This is a genomic window from Dactylosporangium sp. CA-092794 (genome assembly GCF_050948465.1).
GTDB lineage: Bacteria > Actinomycetota > Actinomycetes > Mycobacteriales > Micromonosporaceae > Dactylosporangium.
On sequence record NZ_CP192044.1, the window covers coordinates 175,033 to 199,692 of the forward strand.

Sequence of the window (24,660 nt, forward strand, 5' to 3'; positions counted from 1 at the left end):
CGCATCACGCCAGCGTCGCCAGGCCGGGGTACTCCGCCACGTACCCGTCGTCGGTGAGCTCCAGCTCGGCGGTGAAGGTTTCCGAGCGATACCGCACGCGCCGCGGCCCGAGCACCTCATAGCTCTGGTCGAGCGGGAGGACGGCGAGGCTTGGTAGGAGTACCCATGCGGCCTCTATCGTGACGATCGTGCCGGGCTGGGCCTTCTGCAGGCCGAGGCGGCGCACCGGCAGCGTGTTGGTCAGCGGCGAGTTGTAGAGGTCGACGTCGAGCACCGCGTGCAGCCGGTCCGGCTCCTCGATGCCCGATATCGGCGCGGTCGGCAGGACCCGCCCCAGGTCACCCTGCTCGCTGGTGGTCACCCGCCAGCGCCCGGCGGCGCGCTCCATGCGCAGCGTGCGCAGCCAGCCGGCACCCTCGACGGCGACCTCCAGCCGGGTGCTCGCCCATCCCTCGTCCGTATACAGCTCGTAGCGGCAGGAATACAGCGCGTGGTCCGCGGCGAACGCAACACCCTTGGCGCGCAGGCCTCGCCTGTCGTCCAGGGTGACGAACTCGCCGCCGGTGGTGTCGGTCCGTTGCCAGGCGAACGCCCGCGGTAGCACGGTCATCTCCGGACCGTATCCGACCGCGGGCGTTTCCGTGGGACGGCGTCGCGTGTGATCGATCGGTTACCGGTTGCGCGGTGGCCGCGGGCCACCCGGCCGGCGGCGTCCGGGCGCGGGCGCGGCGTTGTTGTGCGGGATGCGCACCGGCACGCCGCTGGGCTGCCGCGCGCCGGTCACCTCGGCCAGCGCCGGATCGCCCGCGCGGACGCGCAGCTCGTTGGGGGTGACGCCGGCCTTGGCCAGCAGTGCCGCGGCCCGCCGCCGCTGCCGCGGCAGCACCAGCGTCACGACCGTGCCGGCCGCGCCGGCCCGCGCCGTGCGCCCGGCCCGGTGCAGGTAGTCCTTCTGGTCCCGCGGGAGGTCGACGTGCACGACCAGCGACACGTCGTCGATGTGGATGCCGCGCGCCGCGACGTCGGTGGCGACCAGGACGTCCACCGTGCCCTCGCGGAACTCGGCCAGCGTGCGGGTGCGCACCCGCTGGGTCTTGCCGCCGTGCAGCGCGCCGGCCCGCACGCCCACCCGGGCGAACTGCTCCACGAGCTCGTCGACGGCGGCCTGGGTCTTGACGAACAGGATCGTCCGGCCCTGGCGCGCCGCGATCGAGGCGGCCACGGCCAACTTGTCGTGCGGCGGCACGAGCAGGACGTGGTGGTCCATCGAGCTCACCGACGCCACCGGAGGCTCGATCGAGTGCGTCACCGGGTCGACCAGGAACCGCGCGACCAGCGCGTCGACGTCCTTGTCCAGGGTGGCCGAGAACAGCAGCCGCTGCCCGCCCGCGGGCGTCTGGGCCATGATCTCGGTGACCTCGGGCAGGAAGCCCATGTCGGCCATCTGGTCGGCCTCGTCGAGCACGGTGATCTCGACCGCGTCGAGCCGGCAGGCGCCGCGCTTGACCAGGTCACCGAGCCGGCCCGGGGTGGCCACGAGCACGTCGACGCCGCGCTCGAGCGACCAGATCTGCCGGTCGTAGGGCACGCCGCCGACCGCGGTCTTGCAGAACAGCCCGAGCGTCTTGGCCAGCGGGGTCAGCGCGTCGTTGACTTGCATCGCGAGCTCCCGCGTCGGCACCAGCACCAGCGCCTTGGGCGCGTGCGGCCGGGAGCGGCCCGCGGCGGCCAGCCGGGTGAGCATGGGCAGCCCAAAGGCGAGCGTCTTGCCCGAGCCGGTGCGCCCACGGCCCAGCACGTCGCGGCCCGCGAGCACGTCGGGCACGGTCGCGGACTGGATCGGGAACGGTTCCGTGATGCCCTGGTTGGCCAGTGCGCGGACCAACTTGTTGGGCAGACCGAGACCGGCGAACCCCGGCCCGGCGGTGGTGTTGTCAGTGAAAATGGAGGGGTACGAGCTGGGGTCAGCGAGCAGCAAGGAGCTGGGACCTTCCGATTGGAGAACGCTTAACAATATCCGATCTCCGACGTCAGGTCCCAGCGGCCGTGTCGCGGCTCACGTTGTTGCTATTTCTTCTGCGGTAAGTCGCTGAAGACGCTGTCCATGAAGTCCCGCGCGAGCGTGACGGCGAAGTACCCGCCGGCGATCAACACCACCACGATCACCGCGATGATGATGATCACCCGGAGGTTGCCGGACCGCTGGGGCGCCTCGTCGTCGTCCGACTCTTCGGTGCCTTGACTGAGGATGTGCCCGGTGAGCGAGCCCGAATTCTCCAGGGAGCTGCCTCCGACGGCCGGCGGGTCGCTGGACGACCCGCCATAGATGGTGCCCTCGGAGGACCGCTGCTTGCGGGCCCACGTTCCGTAGCTTTCGGCGGCGGGGGATACCGCCACCGGCTCTTCGGCTAATTCGCCCTCCTCGTCGGGCGGGGGGATCGCGGGCGGCTGCTGGTGCTCGGGCGCGGGCTGGGCCGGCCCGCCCGTCGATGGGTAGACGCTGCCCGGAGCGCGGTTGGCCGGAGGCGGGAACTCGTCTCGCCCAGGCCCGTTCGACGGCTGATGCCATCCCGGATTTGGTACTTCATGATCGTCGCTTTCCGTTCGAGGAGCACCCGGCATCGGGGGCGGAGCCCACGGGTCCACGGGCTGCGGCGCGCCGGACCAGCCTTGCGCCGCTCCCGGCGGCGTGGACGTCGGCGGCTGCCCCCACCCTTGCGGCGCCGGTGGCGTCGAGGTCGGCGGCTGCCCCCAGCCCTGTGGTGCGGGCGGTGTTGAGGTCGGTGGTTGCCCCCATCCTTGCGGCGCCGGTGGCGTCGAGGTCGGCGGCTGCCCCCAGCCCTGTGGTGCGGGCGGTGTTGAGGTCGGTGGTTGCCCCCATCCTTGCGGCGCCGGTGGCGTCGAGGTCGGCGGCTGCCCCCAGCCCTGTGGTGCGGGCGGTGTTGAGGTCGGTGGTTGCCCCCATCCTTGCGGCGCCGGTGGCGCGGATGCGGGTGGGGTGGACGTTGGTGGCTGGCCCCAGCCTTGCTGGGCCGGCGGCGTTGAGGTCGGTGGCTGGCCCCAGCCCTGCGGCGCTGGCGGCGTCGAGGTCGGCGGCTGGCCCCAGCCCTGGGCGGGCGGGGTCGATGCCGGCGGCTGCCCCCAGCCCGGCTGCGCGGGCGGGACCGAGGCCGGCGGTGGAGTCCACCCCTGGGCCGGTGGCTGGCCCCAACCCGGCTGGCCCTGCGCCGGCGGCGGGTTCCAGCCCGGCTGACCCGGCTGACCTTGGGCGGGCGGCGGGTTCCAGCCCGGCTGGGCCGGCGGCACGGAACCGGGCGGCGGCGCCCACCCCTGCTGCGGCTGCGGCGGCGGGTTGGCGCCCGGCTGCCAGCCCTGGGCCGGCGGCACGGAACCTTGCGGGTTCCAGCCCGGCTGCGGCGGCGCGGGCGGCTGGCCCCAGCCCGGCTGCCCCGGCTGCGGCTGCTGCCAGCCCTGGGCCGGCGGGGCCGACTGGGGCTGCTGCCAGCCCGGCTGTCCCGGGTAGCCGGGCTGTCCGGGTTGCGGGGGGTAGCCCGGCCGCATCGGCTGTCCGGGCTGGGCACCGTACACCGGCTGCCCCGGGTATCCCGGCTGGCCCGGCTGTCCTTGGTAGCCCGGCTGCCCCGGCGCCGGATAGCCCGGCTGTCCGGGTTGTCCGGCTTGTGGCGGGTATCCCGGCTGGCCCGGTTGTCCGGCTTGCGGTGGGTATCCCGGCTGGCCCGGCTGCCCGGCTTGTGGCGGGTAGCCCGGGTGACCCGGCTGTGCGGGTTGGCCCGGCTGCCACGGTTGGCCTGGTTGGCCCGGTTGCCCGGGCACCGGCGGCGGATTCCAGCCCGGCTGACCCTGCGGCGGCGCCCAGCCGGGACGGCCCTGCGGCGGGTTCCACCCGGGTTGTCCCTGCGGTCGGCCACCCTGCCACGGCGCGCCGGACGACTGGTCGGCCGGCCCGTCGTCATGCCCCCACGGATGCTCGGCGGACGGCGTCGTGTACGCGGGCGCCGACGGCGTGCTGTCGGCCGGCAGCGGCGGCGGCTCCTCCGCCGAGACGCTCGCCGCACCGAACGGCGGCGCCGGCGTAGCGTCCGGGATGCCGTACACCGGCGCCTGCGGCACCTCGGCCTCGGGCTCCGCACCCCCCGGCAGCGGCGGCGGCCCCACCGCACCGAATGCCGGTGCCGGCTGCGAGTCCGGGACACCGTAAGCGGCCGGCGGCGCGCTGGTCGGCAGCGCTGGCGGCGTCACGGCGCCGAACGCGGGAGCCGGCTGGGCGTCGGGCACGCCGTAGGCCGGCGCGGCGCCGGGTAGCGGCGGTGGCGTGGCGCCCGGCAGCGGCGGCGCGCTGGTTGGTAGCGCTGGCGGGGCCACGGCGCCGAACGCGGGAGCCGGCTGGGCGTCGGGCACGCCGTAGGCCGGCGCGGCGCCGGGCAGGGGCGGTGGCGTGGCGCCCGGCAGCGGCGGCGCGCTGGTCGGCAGCGGTGGCGGGGCCACGGCGCCGAATGCCGGCGCCGGCTGGGCGTCGGGCACGCCGTAGGCCGGCGCGGGGCCGGGTAGCGGCGGTGGCGTGGCGCCCGGCAGGGGTGGCGGGGTGGAGCCCGGCAGGGGCGGCGGCGTCGCGCCGGCCACGGGCTGCGGCGTGAAACCGGGCAGCGGCGGGGGCGTGGAGCCAGGCAGGGGTGGCGGCGTGGCTCCGGGCAGCGGCGGTGGCGTTGCACCCGGCAAGGGCGGCGGCTGCACGGCGTCCGGTGCACCGTAGGGGGGCACCGAGGTCGGCAGCGGCGGCGGTTGCACGGCGCCGAATGCCGGGGCCGGTTGGGCGTCCGGGATGCCGTATGCCGGGGCGCCGGAGGTCGGCGGCGTTGCGGTGCCCGGGGCCTGGAACGGGCCGGGCCCGAACGGCGACGGCGACGGGAACGGCCGGGGCGGCGGCTGCGGGTGGGGGAACGGGTCGGGCGTCGGGCCCGGGCGCGGGGTCGGCTCCGGCTCGGGGATCGGCTCGGGCTCGGGGGCCGGCGGGAACGGCTGCGGGATCGGCTCGGGGGCCGGCGCCGGCGGGAACGGGCCGGGCTCGGGCTGCGGACCCGGCTCCGGGTGCGGGAACGGCGAGGGCTCTGGCCCGGGAAGCGGCCGGCCCGGGTCGTCGTCGCCGGGCGCCTGCTCAGCGCCGGACGACTCGCCGGCGGAGGCACCCGCGCGGTACACCCGCGGCGTCGAGGCGGCGCGGGCGGCCTGTGCGGCCTCCTCGGCGCTGACTCTGTGCAGGCCCGGCACCGAGGCGCTGGCCCGGGCCCCGGCAATCACGCCCCCGGCCACGGCGCTCAGGTCTGGCCCGGCGTCGGGCGAGCCGTTGCCGGGCGCGGCGGAAGCGGCGGGCGCCAGATCCGGCCGGGCCGGTGGGCTGAGCTCGGGGTTCGGCGGCGGGTACGTGCCCGGCAGCGCCGGTACGACCGGCGGCTCCGCGGCCGCGGACGGCTCGGGCGCCGCGGGCCGGGCCGGTGCCGGCCGGATCGCGAACGGGTGGACGACCGCCGGAGGCTCGACTGCCGCCGGCTCGCTCTCCGGTGCCTCCGAGTCGGACTCGGCAACCTCGGCCGGCGGCGGCGCCTGACCACCGGCGGCGGGCTCCCACGGCGAACTCATGGCCGGCTCGTATGCGGGCGGCTCCCCGGCCGGATCGAACGACGGCGCGGGCTCGCTAAGCGGCCCGTAGGACGACGACGGCGCGCTCTGGGGCACCCCGTAGGAGGGCGCCGGCTCGCTGGGCGGCCCGTAGGACGACGACGGCGCGCTCGGGGGCAGGCCATACGACGGCGCGGGCTCGCTGGGCGGTCCGTAGGACGACGACGGCGCGCTCTGGGGCACCCCGTAGGAGGGCGCCGGCTCGCTGGGCGGCGCGTAGGAGGACGAAGGGGGGCCGTAGGACGGCGGGGGCTCGCTGGGCGGGCCGTATGACGGGGACGGGTCGTTGGCCGGCACCTGGTAGGCGGCCGGGGCCGGGACGGCGGGCGGTTCCGGGGCCGGTGGCTCGGCCGCGGCGGGCGGCGCGTCGGGAGCCGCCGGGGACGTCCACGGCCTGGCGAACGCGTCCCACGACGACTCCAGCGGCGGGCGCGGGGTGCGCAGCCGGCTGGGCAGCGGGGGCGGCGGAGGCGAAGCGGGCGCGGCCGGCGGGGCCGAGGCGGAGACGGCCGCGGCCGAAGCCGGCGCGGCGGGCGGGATCGGCGGCACCGAGGTGGGCGCGGCGGGCGGGATCGGCGGCGCCGCGGTGGGTGCGGCGGGCGGGGGCGGCACGGAGGTGGGCGCGGCGGGCGGGATCGAGGCGGCCGGCGGCTGGAGCGGAGGCTGTGGGTCGGAGAGCGTCCGGACCACGCCCGAAGGTGGGTCGATGCCCGGGATGGAGAAGTCGCCGCGGCGGTAGGTGCCGGCCTCGTGGCGTAGCTCCGGGACCTCGCCCTCGGGGGAGCTGATCGTGGAGACCGTCGCGCGGCCCACCACCGGAGCGGAAGGGTCGGAAGCATCGTCGTCCGCGGCCTCGGAACCCGCGCCAGGGGACAGCGAGTCGCCCGGGCCGTGGTCGTCGCGCTCGGAGGGCTCGAGATCCGGTTCCTCGGGGGCCGCGGCCGGGGCGAAGCCGACCAGCGGGGCCGGTCCGAACGGGGCCGCCAGGCCGCCCGAGTCCTCACCCTCGGCGCGTTCCGCGATCGGGGCGACCGGGAGGGGGGTCGGGTCGGTGGGTGGCGGGCCGTAGACGCCGAGCGACGGCTCGAGGCTCGGCAGCTGATAGGCAGGGGCCTCGTCGACCGCCGCGGCGATCACCTGCTCGTCCGGCTCGGTGAACGCCGAGGCCGGCGCCGGGGCGAAGTCCGCAGGCGGGGCGAAGTCCGCAGGCGGGGCGAGGTCCGCTGGCGGGGCGAGGTCCGCTGGCGGGGCGAGGTCCGCTGGCGGGGTGAGGTCCGAAGAAGGTGGCGCCGGGGTCTCCGAGGCCGGCGCCGTGCCGGAGAACGACGCGCGGTCGGGGGCCGGGGGGAGGTCCGAAGGCGAGGCTTGGTCCGATGCCGGCGGGAGGTAAGCAGGAGCGCCCGCGAGGTTTGCAGCGGGCGCGGAGGTGGAGAGGGCCGCGGGCACGGCCGGCGGGGGGCCAACCGGAGCGCTGTCCGGAACGCTGTCCGAGGTCGGGGCGGGGGAGTCGGCGAAGGCGGCCATCAGCGCCGCCATCTCGGGGTCGTCCTCATCGTCCGAGGAGGAGGAAGCGGCGGAGCCGGGAGCGTCGAACGGGTTGGCGCCGGGCCACAGGGCGCCGTCGAGCGGGGTCGGTGGAAGTTCGAAGGCCTGGTCCGGCAGTTGCTCGTCGGTCGGCTCCGGCGGTAGCTCCGCGCCCACCGGGGGCGGGGGCGGCAGCGGTGGCAGGTCGGCGCTGTCCTCCGGTGCCGGTGGCTCGGTGCCCGTGGGCGTGCCGCCCGACGGCGCCGGGGCGCCGAACGGTGCGGAGGTGCCTAGCGACGGGCCGGTCGGCACCGTCTCGCCGCGTGCGCTGTCCCGCGTCTCCCGCTCGTCCATCGCTGTCCTCCATGAACCGGTGCCCTACGCGAGCATCATCGCGCGCCCGGCGGCTCCCCTTTCCGCCAGGCAACGGGTCCACGGTGCCACATCGAGTCACGCAGCGCTGGGTCGGAGTGCGTCGGGTTTCGGAACCCGGGCGATTCCACCTGGCCGATCCACCCGCGTCTCCGCGTGGCCGATCCACCACCGGACACTACCCATTATTCCCGCCCGAAACGGACGGCCACCAGTCCGAACCGGCGGCCCGTCCCGAGCGCAGGGGGCTACTGCCCGGCGGAAGCGCTCGCCGGCTGGGCCGAGGTGCTGGCCCCGGCGTTGGCCGACGTCTCGACCGCCGCCGGGCTCGAGCTCGCCGGCTTGCTCGACGGCTGCTGGGTCGGCTCCCGCGTGGGCGCCGAGGTCGTCGGGTCGGGCGACGGCGGCTGCTGCGACGGCGGAGTGGTCGGCGGCGTCGAGGGCGGCGTAGTCGGCGGAGTGGAAGGCGGCGTCGACGGTGGGGTAGAGGGTGGGGTCGACGGCGGCGTGGAGGGCGGCGTCGACGGCGACGGCGACGTGGAGTTGGACGGCGACGGGGAAGCCGAGTTCGACGGGGAGGTCGTGGTGCCACCGCCGCCCGGGGCCGTCGTCGTGACGATCGGCGGCCCGGTGTAGCCGGGTCCCGGCACGGCGTCGAAGATGCGGGTCGCGCCGAAGAGGCGGGACCAGCGGACTTCCGCGATCTTGACCTTCTGGCCGCTCGTCGGGGCATTGACCATCTTGCCGCCGCCGATGTAGATGCCCATGTGGTAGATCGTGCGCCAGTCGCTCATGTCGGTGGCGAAGTACACCAGGTCGCCGGGCAGCAGCAGGTCGCCCGGGCTGTTGCGGGTCGCCTGGATCGCGTGCGTGCCGTGGTACATGTCCGCGGCGACCCGCGGGACGTGCACGCCGACCTGGGCATAGGCCCAGTACGCCAAGCCGGAGCAGTCGAACGTGTCGGGGCCTTCGTCGCCCCAGACGTACCAGGCGATATTGACCTTGCTGAGCGCGAAGTTGAGCGCCTGGACGGCCTTCGGGTTGGCCACCATGCCGTCGATGGTCGGGCTGTCGACCAGGTTGGGGCTCAGCGCCTGCTCGGCCGCGTCCTGCTCGGCCTCGAGCTGCAGGACCAGGTTGTCGTTCTCGGCGCGGACCTGCAGGTAGTGGTTGTTCTGCGCCTGGAAGTCGGTGTCGATGGGCGTGTAGGTGTCCTGCGCCTGCTGCAAGGACTGCTGGGCGGCCTGGACCTCGCGCTGGGCGGCGGTCTGGGTCTCCTGGGCGCGCAGCAGGTCACGGGCCGCCTCCTGGCCGCCCGGCTGGTCGCCGAGGCCCGGCGCGAGGAGGCCGAACTTGTGCAGGTCGCTGGCGTAGCCGTCGAGCGGGCCGAGGCCGGCGGCGCGCTTGTAGGCCTCCGCGGCGGCGTTGTCGGCCTTCTCCTTGAGATCCTGCACGTTGGCGGTCGCGGCGGTGAGCTTGGCCTGGGCGTCGGTCAGCGCATTCTGCGCGGTGTCGAGGTCGAGCGATGCCCGGTTGCGTTTCTCGCCGAGTTGCGCGACGGCGATCTCTAGCTGCGCCAGCTCGGCCGCCTTCGGGCCCTGCGCCGTGGTGGTCGTGGCCGGCGGCGCGGTGGTCGCGCCCTGGCCGGGCAGCACCAGCTCGCCGGCGGCGATCGGGCGGGAGCCGGTGTCCGGGAGGATGTCCGTGCCGGGGTCGCCATACGCCGGCCGGGCGATCAGCGAGCACAGCATCGTGCAGACCACGGTGGCGGTCACCACTGGGCCGCGGCTCAGGCGCAGCGACGGCATGCGCCTGCGCCCGAGCGTGCTCGGGGTTGTCCGTGCGGGTGGCGACACCGGATCTTCCACCGGATACGCCGCTCGCAGCACCAGCCCGCCGTTCATCGCCACCGTCCCCAGTCGGGAGCCACGCCAATGGTCGATCGTTGTCGATCGATCAGTCGGTCTGCCGCCCGACCGTGTTTCTGCCTCACTTTTCTTACCGCACGCAGCGGTCGCCCGTCGAGTGTCGATCAATGTCAGCTTCGTCAGGCGCGGGTGAATGCAGGGGGAACGCGAGGTCCGACGTACGCTGGCGGCGTGGATGCTGGTTTGAAGCGCGAACTCGAGGCCAAGGTCACCGCCGGCGAGCGGCTGAGCAGGGAGGACGGCGTCGCGCTCTACGAGAGCGACGACCTGGTCTGGCTCGGTCGGCTGGCCCACCAGGTGCGCACCGAGAAGAACGGCGACCGGGTGATGTTCAACGTCAACCGGCACCTCAACCTCACCAACGTCTGCTCGGCCAGCTGCGCGTATTGCTCCTTCCAGCGCAAGCCGGGCGAAAAGGACGCATACACGATGCGCATCCACGAGGCGGTGGCCAAGGCGAAGGAAATGGAGGACGAGCAGCTCACCGAGCTGCACATCGTCAACGGCCTCCACCCGACGCTGCCGTGGAAGTACTACCCCAAGGTGCTGCGCGAGCTGAAGGGCGCCTTGCCGGGGGTGAACCTCAAGGCGTTCACCGCGACCGAGATCCAGTGGTTCGAGAAGATCTCCGGCCTGCCCGCCGACGAGATCCTCGACGAGCTCATGGACGCCGGGCTGGAGTCGCTCACCGGCGGCGGCGCGGAGATCTTCGACTGGGAGGTCCGCCAGCACATCGTCGACCACGCCACGCACTGGGAGGACTGGTCGCGCATCCACCGCCTGGCGCACAGCAAGGGCCTGCGCACGCCGTCCACCATGCTCTACGGCCACATCGAGGAGCCCCGCCACCGCGTCGACCACGTGCTGCGGCTGCGCGAGCTGCAGGACGAGACGGGCGGCTTCCAGGTCTTCATCCCGCTGCGCTACCAGCACGACTTCGTCGACTCGGCGGACGGCAAGATCCGCAACCGGCTGCAGGCCCGCACCAAGATGGCCCTGCCGGCCGAGAGCCTCAAGACCTTCGCCGTCTCCCGCCTGCTGTTCGACAACGTGCCGCACGTCAAGTGCTTCTGGGTGATGCACGGCCTGTCGGTGGCGCAGCTCTCGCTGAACTTCGGCGTCGACGACCTCGACGGCTCGGTGGTGGAGTACAAGATCACCCACGACGCCGACAGCTACGGCACGCCGAACACGATGCACCGCGAGGACCTGCTGCAGCTGATCTGGGACGCGGGCTTCCAGCCGGTCGAGCGCAACACCCGCTACGAGATCGTCCGGGAGTACGACAAGCCGACCCCGCTCGCGCAGCGGCGCAGCGAGCCCCAGCAGGTGTGGGCCTAGCTAACCGTCCAGTGCGCGGACGACCGCGGCGACCTCTTCCGCGCACCCCCAGGAGGCGGTGACGCCGGCGCCGCCGTGGCCGTAGTTGTGCACCACGTCCACGCCGTCGGCGGTCCGCTCGTGCTCGAGCCGGATCGCCGGCCGTCCGGGCCGCACGCCGACGCGGTGCTCGATCGGCCGCAGCCCGCCCACCCGCGGGTCGATCAGCGCGCAGCGGCGCTGGATAGCCTCCGCGACCCGCATATCCACCACCGGATCGCCGACGCCGTCCTCGATGCTGCCGCCGAGGACCAGCAGGTCGCCGTGGGGCAGCAGATACGTCGGCTCGGGTGTTTCGTCGTGTTCGGCGAAAAACCGATCAAGACCCGGATTTGGTACCACCACGAGCTGACCGCGCACCGGCAGCAGCGTGTCGTCGCCGGTGAGCGGCCCGGCGCCGAGCCCGGTGCAGTTGACGATGATCCGCCCGGCCGCGAGATCGGGATCGAATCGATCGATCTCCCCGCCGCGGATCGGCACGCCCAGATCCGCCAACCGGCCCTGCAGATATTTCAGGTACACCGGCATGTCGACGATCGGTGCTTCGTACCACCAACCATTGCTGAATTCGCCGAGCTCTTCCGCGGTGGCCTCGCGAAAGCCCTTCAGCCCGCGGGCCCATTCCGGCACCGGGGCCGGCTCGCGCGCCGCCTCGAGCCCGAGCAGGCAGCGCACGCCGGTGAGGGCACCCGGCTCGGCCAGCGACTCGAGCACCACCCGGGTCCGCTCGCTCCAGCGGATGACGCGATCATCATCGGCCAGGTACGGACCCCAGAGGGCGCCGGCGGAGCATGATGTCGACCGGTGCGGTGGCTCACGCGAAATGATCTCGACGGGGTAGCCGGATTCTGCCAGCCGAATGGCCGAGGTCATTCCGGATACGCCCGCGCCTATCACCAGTACGGGCCGAGGCTGAGGCATATGCCGACAGTAAGCCAATCGAGTCATCAAGTGAATACGGGCAGTTGCATAGACCCGCTCTGATGAGGTGGAATCGAATGCTACAACCGCACGTCACACGTGAAGGGGACGAAGCTTTGCCCGAGTTGCCCCTTCTTGCGGTTGGTGAAGTACATACCGCGTTGCTGCAGAGTTCGGCCGCGCTGCCGGTGAACCTGGCCGAGGATCTGGTCCGCCAGCCCGGCGGGGAGCGCGTCCGCCGGTCGCTGCGACCGATCGCGCACGTCGCCTCGCCCGACGTGCTCACCGGCGTCGACTGCCGGCTGCCGAGCCGGAGCGGCACCAGGAGCCGCGCGGTCGGTACCGTCGCCGGACGGGTGTCGATCACCGGAGGCCACCTGGTCCAGGGCTCCGCCCGGTTCCGGCTCTCCGCCGGGGCGCAGGGGCGGCGGCTGGGCTGGTCGCACTACCTCGCCCGGCCCGGCCACGTCGAGCTGATCGGCAAGGGCGACGCGCAGGACCTGGCCGACGGGCTCGTCGCCGAGGAGCGCGACCCGCAGACGCTGGACCTGGGCTCGATCGCGGCCCGGCTGCTCAACGCGGTGCAGCGCTCGGACCTCCTCGATCGCCGCGCGCCGATGAAGGCGGCGCGCACGACGCTGCGCTGGGTCGCGCTGCCGGCCGCCGACGCCGCCGAGGCCGGCGCGCGGTTCGCGATCGAGCGCCGGGGCCTGCGCACGCTGGTCGTGCGCTGCGACCCGGCCGACTTCGCCGACGTCGGAGACTTCTGCGACGACGTGGCCGTGCACGACTGGCTGCTCGCCACGCTCCTGCACGTCGTGGAGGCCGGCCCCAGCGGCGACCACGGCGCACGCATCGAGCGGCTGCGGCCCGCCGTAGAACACCTGCTGCACCTGTGGATGCCCCAGGCGCGGCTCACCGACGCGATCTCGGGGCTCTGGGACAGCCTCGAACGCCGACCCGGATTGGCACGGCAATGGCGCTCGTGTGTCGACCGCATCAGGGATCAGCTCACGCTCGGCACGCTGGAGACGCTCGTCCAGCGGGCACGGGGTGAGCCGTAGGGGGAGGGCAGATGATCGAGGGGGAGCCGCGGCGGCAGCTGGACGTGGTGCCGCAGCCGCGCGTATGGAGGAGGCTCGCCGGTTCCGTGGGGATCGGCGTGTTCGCTTACCTGCTGACCAACGTCTGGATCGAGCACATCGACGAGAAACAGATCTGGGTGATCACCCTGTCGCTGCTGCTCGGCGGGATGGTGTTCCTGACACAGTTCCTGCACGAGTCGGACGGCCGGATGGGCGCCCTCGAGCGGGCCGAGGCCCGGCACGCGTCCGTCGTCGAGGGGCTGGTCGACGACCGGCTCACCCGGATCAGCGACGAGGTCAAGCACGGGTTCACGAAGATCAACGAGGCCACCGAGCTGTTCGGGCTGGTCGAGGCGTCGGCGCTGCGGACCGATGCGATGACCCAGCTGGTACGCCACGCGACCCAGATACCCGCGGACGCGCCGCCCCTGGTGCTGCAGTTCGCGCAGGCCGAGATCGGCCGGACGTCGGAGTTCCTCAAGGAGCTCAGCGAGGGCGGCAACGTCACCTACGAGGGCGAGGACCGCGAGTGGATGCTCACGCTGGCCCGCACCTGCCGGCGCAGCATCGACGCCACCAGCCTGACCACGGTCGACGCCCGGGGCGGCGGCTTCGTCGACGGCGGCCTGTGGTCCAGTGACCTGGGCCAGCGCTACCTGGAGATCCAGCGCGACGCGATCCAGCGCGGGGTGAAGGTGCGCCGGGTGTTCATCATGGACCGCGCCACCCTGGTCGGCGACCCGACCTTCCTGGAGATCTGCAAGCTCCAGCACGACCTGGGCATCGAGGTGCGGGTGCTGGACACGACGGCGATCCCGGGCACCCGCCGCAGCTCGCTGTTCGACTTCATCCTCTTCGACGACACGATCAGCTACGAGATGACCCCGGCGTCCAGCATCGACGGTTCGGTACGACCGGCGATCGTCAACACCCGCCTGGAGCTGCGCGCCGCCCGGGTGCGCGACCGCATCGACCGCTTCAGGGACCTCTGGCACCATGCGAGCAGGGTCGACGGTGGCTAGACGAAGAGGTACCCGAGACGCTCGACGACATCGAGGGGCAACGGCAGGTCCTCGGCCGCCGCGCGAGCCACGATCGCCTCGTTGACCTGGCGGTCCACGGCGACCTGGCTCAGGATCGTGCGGACGGCGTGCTCGGTCGGCAGGAAGCGCGGGCCGAGCACGGAGAGGGTGCGGTAGGCGCTGAAGGGCGCCGCCTTCGGATTCAGCCGGATGACGGCCGGCAGTTGGGCCCAGTCCCGCGGGAACGGCTCCGGCCACTCCCGGGGCTGGGCCACCGCCTCCCCGTTGTGGCGCAGCAGCCCGAGCCGCAGCAGCTGCCAGATCGCGGCCAGGTAGGCGCACGACCACTTGCCCCGGCCGCGCAGCTCGACGTCGACGAAGACGGAGTGGCGGGCGGTGCCGTTCTCCGCCGGTGGCCCCCACGGGCGCAGCGAGTTCATCGCCGAGCCGGGCTGCGGCGAGCGCTGACCGTTGCTCAGCCAGCCGCTGTCCTTGGCCGGCGGCCGGGAGCCGTTGGTGTCCGGCGGCGGGTCGGCCACGATCCGCTCCTGGACGAGCTCGGCCAGCGCGACGCCGTCGGCCTCGGCGCAGCCGGACTCGCGTGCCAGGTAGTCGATGTGCAGCCCGGCCGCATCGGCGGCGGCGATCACCTGGGGCAGCACGTCGCGCGGGGCGAGCGTGGGGCCGAAGTAGTCGTCCATGAGGAAGCAGGTGCTGATCCGCGGGCGCCGCTCGCCGAACTCGGCGGCGAGCACCGAGCGCGCCGCCTCGACCCAGGGCGCCACCCGGGCGAAGTAGCGCGGCAGGCGGGTCTCGTCGCCGCGGAAGTCCTCGAAATACAGATGGCCGAGCTCGATCGACACGTGAGCGAGCGGGACCGCCGCCGGGCGCGGGTCGGCGGTCGCCTCCCGGAACGCCGTCGTGGGGCCGGTCACAGCGGCTCCCAGGCCCGGTCGTCGTGCAGCTTCTCGGCCAGGTCGGTGAAGGCGGCGACCGTCTCGCGGTTGGCTGTCTGCCGCCGGCGCACGTCGTCGTCGGAGATCAGCTGCTCGCGGAACTGCAGGACCGGGTCGAGCGGGACGCTGCCGAGCATCGCGGTGCGGCCCAGCCCGAGCCGGCCGGCCAGCACGTGCAGGGAGGCGTTGCAGTCCTCCAGCCAGGCCACCTGCGCCGCGCGCAGGCCGGACAGCGACGGCGAGTCGGGCTGGACGACCGCGGTGCGCACGAACCGGATCGAGCGGCGCAGGTCACCCTCCTCGTGGCGCTGCTCCTTGCCGGCGGAGATGATGCCCTTGTCGCCGAAGACCAGGTCGTGGGTGGCCCGGATGTGCTGGTGGGTCCAGCGGTGGAAGACCAGCCAGCGGGTCGTGATGTGCCGCAGCTGCTGCAGGGCGGTCGCGGCGAGCACGGTCTCCACCGCATACGAGCGCCCGGCGCTCAGGTCGACCAGGACGACGTCGTACTGCTCCTCGAGCGACAGGAACAGGTCGGCGCAGCGCGCGACCGTCTCGTCGGAGGTGGGGAACTCCCCGCCGGCTCGGTCGCCGGGGAACAGCGCCAGCCGGCCCGAGCCCGGCGGCTGGCGGCGCAGCGTATCGCCCTCGGACTCGGCCCACACGTCGACGGAATACGGCCGGTCGGTGCGGCCCAGCAGGTAGGAGTGCAGGCCGGTGCCGGGCAGGCCGGTCACCAGCCGCTCGATCTGGAAGACCGTGCCGGCGGTGGGCGAGCCGAAGTCAAAGTCCAGGTAACAGGCGTCCCGGCCGCTGAGCGCGGTGCGGTACACGATGTTGCTGCTGGTCACCGAGCGCCCGGTACCACCCTTGTCGGAGACGGCGAAGACGAGCATGTCAGAACACCTCGGCGCCGTCGTGGCGGGCGGCGGCGATCCGGTCGAGGCTGACCAGCACCTGCTCGGCCAGCGACTTCGCGGTGCCGGGCAGCCGCTCCAGCATCTCGTGCGCGCGGATCAGCAGACCGTCGACGTCCTGCAGCTCCTCCCGCATCGACGGGCCGGAGGCCGAGACCCGCATCAGCTCGCGGTCGTAGAGGTGGTCGGCCTCGGCCAGCAGGTGCCGGGCCTGCTCGATGAGCTCCGGGCTGGGCAGCGGAGCGTCCCGGATCAGCTCGGTCGCGGCGATGACGCAGCCGACGACCCGCTCGGTGTAGTACCAGGACGGGCGGTCGTCCGGCGGCGTGAGCGACGGATACACCTGCTGGGGGCTGTCCCACAGGCCGACGCCGCGCGTGCGGCGCGGCAGCAGGTGCTCCGACCACACGTCGTCGGCGAGCTCGGTGAGCGCCGCGCGGGTCTCGACCGTGCTGGACAGCAGCGCCACGCGCAGGATCTGGCGCAGCAGCTGGGTCGAGAAGTCGGTGAGCAGCCAGCGCAGCCGGGGACCGCCGCCGATGCCCTCGCTGCCCTCCAGCTCGAAGGCGTAGCCGGGGTCGTGCAGCTGGATCGCCGGGTCGGACTCGTTCGTCGGGCGGCGGGTGATCCGGGCCCGCTGCGCGAGCTCCCGCAGCACCTCGCCGACCCGGACGGTGTCGCCCTCGGTCGGCGTGGTGTTGGCGAAGTCGAGCACCACGATCGAGGCGACCAGCAGGCTCAGGTAGTCCGACCGCGCGCCGTCGAGCGTGGTCCAGGGCATGTCCTCCAGCGGCCAGCGTGCGCTACCGAAGCGGGCCAGCCGCGACCAGTACGACAACGTCAGGTCATACCTGATCTGCAGTGCCCGGGCCAGCCGGTTCTGCTCCTCGTCGAGGAGGGTGAGCATGCGGGTGCGGCGGGAGAACAGGTGCGCGATCGCGTCCAGGGCGACGACGGTGAAGTACAGATACGGCGCCCGCTCGGAGTAGCCCTCCGGCTGGCGGATGCCCTTCGCGCTGGTCGTGATCGCCGGCGCCTCCAGGGCGACGCCCCATGACCAGCCGCACTCGAACAGCTTGTTGGGGTTGGCCAGCTCGTCGGAGGTGGAGATGCCGATGGTCATGTCCCGCAGACCGGCCCGGATGTCCTCCAGCTGGGACCGGAACGCGGCGCGCACCCGGCTCGGCGCCTGGCCGCCCTGATTGATCGTGTCGAGCAGCAGCTCGCCGAACTCGTGCTCGGCGTCGAAGACGTTGATCGTGAAGCCGCGCAGCAGGCCGACCATCGCGGCGGTCAGCCGGCGGTTGGCCAGGGCCTCCACGTCCTCGATGTCGCTGAGCAGGTCCGAGCGCTGCACGGAGCGGCGATACACCCGGGCGAAACCGATGACCGCCAGCGACAACCGGATCGAGATGGCGAACGAGTCGACCACGTCCAGCCGGCGCTGGTCGGTGACCGGCGTTCCTTCGGCGGAGGTGAAGTAGCTGCCACCACCGAACGTCGGCATGCCATCGTCGTCGGAGTAGGTCCCGAGATACTCCCGGATGATCTTCAGCAGCGTCCGCGGGATCTCGATGCTGTCACCCAGCGGCCGTAACGACTGCTCGAGGTCGGGCGCGGTCCGGTCGGGTTGATCGATGCCGAAGGCGTCGTCGCTGGTCGCCGGGCCGAGCACGCACAGCAGTTGCTCGGCGTCGCTGATGGAATTGCGGTCGGAGCGCCCGCCCCAGACCCAGCTGTGTTTCGGATAGGAGTACTTGGCAACGGCCCGCCAGGTGTCGATGAGCTGTCGCCGCGGCTGGATCCTCATGGGCCCCCATCCGTTGCTCAGTGCTTGGCCTCTCCCGCCCGCCTGAGAATATCGGCTCGACCGTCATCGCATCAACGAGCCTTTCCAGCGTATGCCGAACATCGTCGAGGTTCACCGAAACGCGTCGGTTTCGGGACCGTATTCCCGCGGCCCGAAACGGCCCATTCCAATTGGCCGGATGATCGCCGGCCGGCGGGCGGTCCGGGCGGCGACCGTCCGGCTGTGCGCCATCCGCGAACTCAGACGTACCGGCCGGTCAGGCCCGCCGCCCGCACGCCCGCTGGTGGTGGGATCGGTTCGGGCGTGGGATCGTGATCCGGCGGTGTGCGCACGTGGCGCGGCGACGGGCGGGGTGGACGATGAGCGGCGATGCAGGCGATTCCCGAGCCCCCGGCGCGGCCGGTCCGCCGAAAGCGTTCACTTCCTACGACGTGCAGATGAGCCTCTACGACCGCTCGCGCGTGGAGTTGTTCGCCCGGGCGCTGCGGGCCGTGGTGCGGCCGGGCGCGGTGGTGGCCGATTGCGGCAGCGGGACCGGCATACTCGGCATGATTGCCGCCCGGGAAGGTGCGGCGCGGGTCTACTGTGTGGAACAGAGCGCGGAATACGTCGACATCCTGACGGAGAACGTCCGGCGCAATGATCTGACCGATCGAATAGCGATCATACACGCCGACGCCGCCCGGGTTGAGCTGCCGGAACGGGTGGACGTGATCGTGGCGGAGGTGCTCAGCGCCGGCTTCTTCTACGAACCGCAACTGCAAATTATGAACAATGTCCGGCGTTTCCTGCGCTCCGGTGGGAAGATGGTCCCGCGGCGCGTGGACAACTTCGTCGAGTTGATCGAAGCACAGGAGGATATGTACGGATTCACATTTACCGCGGAGCCCCGCTGGAAAGCGCTCGACGACCTCGCTCTGACCGATCGGGTGAGTTACCTCCGCACGGACTTCGACGTTCACAACTCCGTGGAGATAGCTGCGGAGGTGGTGACGACCGGCCGTCGGGCCGGGCGGGCCAACGCGCTGCGGATCTCCTACGAGATCGGCCTGGCGCCCGGGGTGATCGGGGCGACGCCGACGGAGTTCCTGCTCAACCCCCAGATCATCTTTTTGGATGAACCGGTTGACGTCCGCGTCGGGCAACGTGTGGTAGTGGCGTTGCGGTACGAAGCGGGCAGCAATCCACGGTTCTGCAAGATCATATTGTCGTGACCGGGGCGCGATCTGCTCACCGTCGGACGCAAGCCGACGATAGTGCAAGCTTTCGCACCCGTTCGAGACGTGGGAATGTCTGGTTGTATGATCGAGTGAGTTGGATGTCGATGTACACTGAGCCGTCGCTGGCGCAGAGCCCGGCAGGCTCGCGCCGACCGGCGTTCCCGCGATGCCAACTATCGTTGTCGCCTGTGGGGAGCCGGTAGGATGCCAGCTGCGGGTCGTGACGCATTGATGCTCGCCGTTGCGGGCGCTACCAATGCCGACTACCCCTGGGATACCTTCGACTCCGAGTGGTATCTACATCATAACTATTTGTCGATGCATCCGGATGATCGGGTGGTCATCACCCGGGTCGCCGACTTCTTCGGCTCCAGGGTCAACGGGCGGCGCCTGCGCGGGGTGGATGTCGGTGCCGGCACCAATCTCTATCCGGCCATGGCGATGCTGCCGCTGACCTCGAGCATTACGTTCTGGGAATACTCGGCCGCCAACGTCCGGTGGCTGCAGCACGGGGTGCGCCCGTCCACGGAACTGCGGTTGTGGGAGCAGTATTGGGACGTGCTGTCCGGCGCCAGTCCGGTGTATCGGACGATGCGCCGGCCGCGGGCGCGACTGTTCGAGCAGAGCATCGTCACGCACGGAAACATCTTCGACCTGCCCGAGGCCGAGTGGGACGTCGGCACGATGTTCTTCGTCGCCGAGTCGATCACCGCCGTGCCGGCCGAGTTCGAGCGGGCGCTGCTGTCGTTCATCCGGTCGCTGAAACCCGACGCGCCGTTTGCCGCCGCCTTCATCCGGAACTCGCCCGGGTACACCGTGGGTGATCAGCAGTTTCCGGCCGTGGCGATCACCGAACACGAAGTCCGGGCGGTGTTGCGGACCATTGTCGAGGACCTGTCGATCGAGCCGATCGCCTGCGGTGAGGCATTCCGCGACGGATGGGACGGCATGGTGCTCGCCACCGGCGTCCGCGGGCGACGCCGGTTCTGAGCACCCCGCGCGCTACGCGCGGCGGCCATGACCGGACCCGACCCCGCATTTGACCCCAACGTTGGCCCTAGGAGAAGCAGGAAGACCGCCCGTGGCCCCCACTGAATCGACCGGTACCGAGCTCAAGGCCGCCACCGACAAGCCGTTCAACACCTACGAAGTCCAGGCGTGCCTTTACGACGAGGAGCGGGTGCATCTGCTGCGCGCCGCGATCGAGCAGACGGTCAAGCCCGGTGACGTCGTCGTCGATGCCGGTAGCGGTACCGGGCTGCTCGGCCTGTTCGCGGCCAAGGCGGGCGCCGCCCGTGTCTACTGTGTCGAGCTCAATCCCGAGTTCGTCGAGGTGATCCAGGAAAACGCGGTCCGCAACGGGCTCAGCGACCGGATCATCGTCGTGCCGGCCGACGCCGTCACCTACGTGCCGCCGGAGCCGATCGACGTGATCATCAGCGAGGTGATCAGCGCCGGGTTCTTCTACGAGCCGCAGCTGCAGATCCTGGGCAACCTCAGCCGGTTCCTGCGCGAGGGCGGCCGGGTCGTGCCGGCGTCGATGAACAACGACGTCGGGCTGATCGCCGCGCAGGACGAGATCTACGGGCTGCGGATGAACTTCGACGCCCGCTTCCAGGACCTCGCCGGCGACGAGCCGATGACCACCAGCGAGTCGTATCTCGCGACGGACTTCGCCGCTCCGGCCGGCCCGGGCATCGACGGCGAGGCCACCGTCCGGGCCTTGCGCAGCGGTGCGGCCAACGCCCTGCGGATCAGCTACAGCATCGTTTTCGCGCCGGGCATCGAATCCGACAAACCCACGGACTTCCTGATGAACCCGCAGATCATCTACCTGGCGGAGCCGGTGGAACTGCAGGCCGGCACCACGTACCGGATCCGGCTGCGGTACGAGGCGAGCGAGTCGCCGCTGCAGTGCGCGATCGATATCACCGCCGCGAGCGACGCCGAACGGCTGAACGATCTGGTCGTCGCAGCGTAGTTGATCCGATACTGAGGGCCGCCTATGCGGAGGGGGGCCCTCGTGACGGTCGCCGACGAGCACGCCGCGTCGCCGCCATGGCTCTATCCGAAGCCGGGCGGCGTCGGTGCCCTCGTGGGCTGGAGCCGGCCGGATGGCACCCCGAGGCTGGCGTCGTCCGGCACCGATGCCACGGTCCGGCTCTGGGACCCGGAAGAGGGCCGGCCCCTCGGTGCGCCGGTCGGCGGCCACAATGCCTCCGTGCTGCGCCTGGCGGCCCTCGTCTGGCCGGGCGGCACGATCGTCGCCTCGGCCGACGAGGACGGCGCGATCCTCGTGTGGGACGCCACCGCCGACGCGCTCGTGCGGCTGGCCCGCTGCGCCCATGAGCGCTGGGTACAGTCGCTGGCACTGTGGACGGACGCCGACGGCAGCCCGCGCCTGGCGTCGGCCAGCGCCGACGGCACGCTGCGGCTGTGGGACCCCCGCACCGGCTCGCCCATCGGTGACCCGCTGATCGAGCACGACGCCCGCCTGGCCGCCGTCACGGTGTGGCCGGGCCCCGACGGGTTACGCCTCGCGGTCGGCGACGACACCGGCGACATCGGCGTGTGGGACCTCGACCAACGCGGCCGCGTCGCCGCGCCGCCGATGCGCCACCCCGGCGGGCTGTGGACGCTGACCAGCTGGCACGACGACCACGGATCGCGGATCGCCTCGGCCGGTCACGACGGCGCCATCTGCGTCTGGGATCCGGACAGCGGTCAGCGGCTCACGACCATGGCCGGGCACGCCAACTGGGTACCCACGCTGCTGAACTGGACCGCGCCCGACGGCCGGCGCCGCGTGGTGTCCACGGGAACGGACGGCACCGTCCGGCAGTGGGACGCCGGCACCGGGGAGCCGCTCGGCGCGCCGATACCCAGCTTCGGCGCCTCGATGGGCACCGTCGCGCTGTGGACGGCCCGCTCGGGCGCCCCGCGGCTGGCCTTCGTCGGCGGCGACGGCGCCATCCACAGCCGCGACGCCCTCTCCGGCGCGGCGGCCGCACCGCCGCTGGTCGGCCACGTCGCCGGCATGTGGACCCTGACGAGCTGGCGCGACGAGAGCGGCACCTGGCTCGCCTGCGGCGGCGACGACGGCGTCATCGAGATCTGGAGCGCCGACACCGGCCGGCCCAGCGGCGAGGCCCTGACCGGCCACACCGCCGGCGTCTGGGGCCTGGCCAGCTGGAGCGCGGGCGGCATCCGGCACTTCGCCTCCACCGGCGACGACGGCACCGTCCGCACCTGGGATCTCGGCTCCCGCCGCCAGACCGGGCCGTCGCTGACCGGCCACGCCGGCTGGGTTCCCTGCCTCACCACCTGGCACCGCGCCGACGGCCGCACGCTGCTGGTGACCACCGGCATCGACGGCACCGTCCGGCGCTGGGATCCGGCGTCCCACACCCAGTTCGGCCCGCCCATCCAGAGCCACGCCGGCTGGGTCCTCGTCGCCGTCACCTGGGAGGGCCCGGCCGGCCCGCGCATCGCCAGCGGCGGCGACGACGGCCTGATCAGGTTGTGGGACGCCGAAACCGGCGAGCCGGCCGGCCCGCCGCTGGCCGGCCACACCGACTGGGTCCGGGCCCTGGTGATCCACCGGTTCGACGGGCGTACCGTGCTGATCTCGGCCGGCTACGACCGCAACATCTGCCTGTGGGACGCCGACACCGGCGAACCGCTCGGCCCGCCGCTGGCCGGCCACCTCGGCCAGGTCGCCGCCCTCGCCGCCTGGACCGCGCCGAACGGCCGGGCCCGGCTCGCCTCCGCCGGCTGGGACGGCCTGATCCACATCTGGGACCTGGAGTCGCGCCGCCAGCTCGGTGAGCCGCTCGCCGGGCACGTCGCCGGCGTGTGGTCGCTGACCAGCTGGCACGACGCCACCTTCGGGGTCCGCCTGGCATCGGCCGGTCACGACGGCACGGTGCGGCTGTGGGATCCCGAGCGGGGCCACGCCGTCCGCACCGTCGAGATCGGCCCCACCGAGCTGTGGGGCCTGTCCGACGCGCCGACCAGCGTCGACGTCGTGGGCCGGCAGATCATGGCCGACGCGATCGCCGACCAGCTGCGCCGTCCGGACCGGGGCAGCGGGTCGCCGACCCTCGCCGCCGAGGGCCCGACCGTCATCGGCGTCGAAGGCCCGTGGGGCAGCGGCAAGAGCACGCTGATGAACCTCGTCCGGCGGGCGCTCCAGCCCGCCGCGACCGCGCCGCCGGCCCCGGGGCCGCGCACGGCGGCGCGGCACATCACCGTCGACGCCGCGTTCCGCCAGATCCGCCGGTACCGCCTCGAGCGGGCCAACCGCTCCCGCACTCCCGCCGGGCCCGCCAGCGGGGTCGTCACCGCCTGGTTCAATCCATGGGCCTATCAGTCGGGGGCGCAGGTCTGGGCCGGGCTCACGCGCGAGATCATCTCGGCCGCCGCACCGGTGCTGTTCCCGACCGAACCGGAGCGCGAGCGGTACTGGCTCAACCGCAACCTCGACCGGGTCGACCGCTACGCGCTCAAACGATCCCTGCAGGTCCGGACCCGCTCGCCGATCTTCCGCCTGACGATCGTCGCGCTGGTCGCCCCCGCGGTCGTCGCGGTCGCCGAGCTCGACACCCCCGTGCGGCTGTTCGGCCACGCCGTCTCGCCGATCCTGCTCGCCCTCGGCGTCGCCGTGCTGACCATGCTCGCCGGTGTGGTGCACACTCTGCACCGCCGCCGGTTCGGCCGGGCCGTCGACTACCTGCCCAGCGACTTCCTCGACGGGCCGGTCACCGAGGGGGAGTCGCCGGCCGCCGGGACGGACGACACCGCCCAGGGCGCCGCCGACCCGCTGCGCCACGCCCGGGAGGGCGCGCTGTACCTGCATCAACACGACGTCGGGGAGCTCATCGACGATCTCGCGGCCAAGGGGTACGACCTGGTCGTCTTCGTCGACGACGTCGACCGGTGCCGCCCGGGCACGATCGCGGAGGTCTTCGAGGCGCTCAACCTCTTCCTGTCCAACGTCTCGGCCCGGGACGGCCTGCGCGCGCACTTCGTCGTCGGGCTGGACAGCTCGATCGTCGCCAAGCACCTCGACGCGACGTACGGGACACTCGCCGCGTCCCCCGTCGGGCTGCACGGCGACGACCCGTCGCCCGGCTGGGCGTTCCTGCGCAAGCTCATCCAGCTGCCGGTCCCGGTGCCCCAGGTGCCCGACGAGGGGGTCCGGCGGCTCGTCGACGCGATCACCGGGCCCGAGCAGGCGCCGCCGGCCGGCGACCGGCGCTCCCCGGCCGCGGCCGCGACCGGCGGATCGCCGTCGCAGGCGCCGAGCGCGGCGCCCCCGCCGGCCGCCTCGGCGACCGCGGCCCGACCGAGCCGGCGGCCCATCCCGGCGCAGCGGGCCCCGGTCGACACCTGGACCTGGCGATCCGCCGAACGGCACCCGGACGTGCGCGCACTGCTGCTGGAGCGCCTCGCCGCGCAGCCGGCCCGGTCGATCCGGGAGGGCAAGCGGCTGATCAACGTCTGGCAGTTCTACGCCAGGGTCATGGACGCCACCGCGCCGGCGCTCAAGCCGGCCGATCTCGTGCGCCGCTCGCGCCTGCTGATCATCGTCGCGGAGATCGTGACCCGGTGGCCGGCCCTGCACCACGCCCTCACCGCGACCGTGGACGGCAGGCGCGGCCTGCAGCTGCTCGCGGCGGCCGTCGGCGACGACGCGGACTGGCAGCTGGCCCGGGCGCGGCTCGGGCTGTCCGGCGCCGCGCACAACGGCGCCCTGGCCGGCCTGCGTGACCTGTTGCGCCGGCACGACGGGGAGGAGCTGGCCGGGCTCGCGGCGCAGCTCATGTGAGCCA

15 protein-coding genes are annotated in these 24,660 nt (G+C 73.0%); 7 read left to right on the forward strand and 8 right to left on the reverse strand.

All coding sequences use genetic code 11. The features are described from left to right. Positions 1-4 precede the first annotated feature (4 nt). From ACQPXD_RS00785 to ACQPXD_RS00800, 4 genes are all read right to left on the reverse strand, one after another. Entirely contained in the window at positions 5-610 is a 606-nt protein-coding gene (locus ACQPXD_RS00785) for a putative glycolipid-binding domain-containing protein (RefSeq protein ID WP_432833781.1), read from the reverse strand. Positions 611-670: 60 nt separating this feature from the next. After that, complete coding sequence (locus tag ACQPXD_RS00790; RefSeq protein ID WP_432843533.1) at positions 671-1,945, reverse strand: DEAD/DEAH box helicase; 1,275 nt, start codon at positions 1,943-1,945, stop codon at positions 671-673. A 122-nt stretch (positions 1,946-2,067) separates the two neighbouring features. Then, the gene (locus ACQPXD_RS00795) at positions 2,068-7,572 is read right to left on the reverse strand and encodes a hypothetical protein (RefSeq protein WP_432833783.1); all 5,505 of its coding nucleotides are present in this window, start codon (positions 7,570-7,572) and stop codon (positions 2,068-2,070) included. A 266-nt stretch (positions 7,573-7,838) separates the two neighbouring features. After that, on the reverse strand, positions 7,839-9,494 hold the full coding sequence (locus tag ACQPXD_RS00800) for a C40 family peptidase (RefSeq protein WP_432833785.1): 1,656 nt from the start codon (positions 9,492-9,494) through the stop codon (positions 7,839-7,841). A gap of 195 nt (positions 9,495-9,689) precedes the next feature. Between ACQPXD_RS00800 and mqnE the strand changes: the two genes are divergently transcribed. Continuing rightward, positions 9,690-10,859 carry an aminofutalosine synthase MqnE gene (gene mqnE / locus ACQPXD_RS00805; protein WP_432833787.1) on the forward strand — a complete coding sequence of 390 codons (1,170 nt, stop codon included), beginning with the start codon at positions 9,690-9,692 and terminating at the stop codon, positions 10,857-10,859. Here mqnE and ACQPXD_RS00810 read toward each other — a convergent pair whose 3' ends face one another. Then, the gene (locus tag ACQPXD_RS00810; RefSeq protein WP_432843535.1) at positions 10,860-11,846 is read right to left on the reverse strand and encodes an FAD-dependent oxidoreductase; all 987 of its coding nucleotides are present in this window, start codon (positions 11,844-11,846) and stop codon (positions 10,860-10,862) included. It abuts the gene before it with no gap. A gap of 134 nt (positions 11,847-11,980) precedes the next feature. On the opposite strand from ACQPXD_RS00810, the gene ACQPXD_RS00815 reads away from it, so the two are divergent. Both ACQPXD_RS00815 and ACQPXD_RS00820 read left to right on the forward strand, forming a co-directional pair. Continuing rightward, on the forward strand, positions 11,981-12,883 hold the full coding sequence (locus ACQPXD_RS00815; RefSeq protein ID WP_432833789.1) for an SCO2521 family protein: 903 nt from the start codon (positions 11,981-11,983) through the stop codon (positions 12,881-12,883). 11 nt (positions 12,884-12,894) lie between these two features. Continuing rightward, entirely contained in the window at positions 12,895-13,926 is a 1,032-nt protein-coding gene (locus ACQPXD_RS00820; RefSeq protein WP_432833791.1) for a DUF6879 family protein, read from the forward strand. Here the strand turns inward: ACQPXD_RS00820 and ACQPXD_RS00825 are convergent. From ACQPXD_RS00825 to ACQPXD_RS00835, 3 genes are read right to left on the reverse strand one after another with little or no spacing between them, the layout of a single operon-like run. Beyond that, on the reverse strand, positions 13,923-14,861 hold the full coding sequence (locus ACQPXD_RS00825; protein ID WP_432833793.1) for an SCO2522 family protein: 939 nt from the start codon (positions 14,859-14,861) through the stop codon (positions 13,923-13,925). The genes ACQPXD_RS00820 and ACQPXD_RS00825 overlap by 4 nt on opposite strands. Further along, a complete protein-coding gene (locus ACQPXD_RS00830; RefSeq protein ID WP_432833795.1) occupies positions 14,858-15,775 on the reverse strand; it encodes an SCO2523 family variant P-loop protein in 918 nt (305 codons plus the stop codon). Before ACQPXD_RS00830 ends, ACQPXD_RS00825 begins: the two co-directional genes overlap by 4 nt. A gap of 1 nt (position 15,776) precedes the next feature. Then, on the reverse strand, positions 15,777-17,606 hold the full coding sequence (locus ACQPXD_RS00835) for an SCO2524 family protein (protein WP_432833797.1): 1,830 nt from the start codon (positions 17,604-17,606) through the stop codon (positions 15,777-15,779). A gap of 359 nt (positions 17,607-17,965) precedes the next feature. Between ACQPXD_RS00835 and ACQPXD_RS00840 the strand changes: the two genes are divergently transcribed. The 4 genes from ACQPXD_RS00840 (at position 17,966) to ACQPXD_RS00855 (ending at position 24,656) form a co-directional block, all read left to right on the forward strand. After that, positions 17,966-18,820, forward strand: a complete 855-nt coding sequence (locus ACQPXD_RS00840; RefSeq protein WP_432833799.1) for a methyltransferase domain-containing protein — start codon at positions 17,966-17,968, stop codon at positions 18,818-18,820. 237 nt (positions 18,821-19,057) lie between these two features. Beyond that, entirely contained in the window at positions 19,058-19,816 is a 759-nt protein-coding gene (locus ACQPXD_RS00845; protein ID WP_432833801.1) for an SCO2525 family SAM-dependent methyltransferase, read from the forward strand. Positions 19,817-19,907: 91 nt separating this feature from the next. Beyond that, the gene (locus ACQPXD_RS00850) at positions 19,908-20,807 is read left to right on the forward strand and encodes a 50S ribosomal protein L11 methyltransferase (protein WP_432833803.1); all 900 of its coding nucleotides are present in this window, start codon (positions 19,908-19,910) and stop codon (positions 20,805-20,807) included. Positions 20,808-20,849: 42 nt separating this feature from the next. Then, complete coding sequence (locus tag ACQPXD_RS00855; RefSeq protein WP_432833805.1) at positions 20,850-24,656, forward strand: P-loop NTPase fold protein; 3,807 nt, start codon at positions 20,850-20,852, stop codon at positions 24,654-24,656. Positions 24,657-24,660 lie beyond the last annotated feature (4 nt).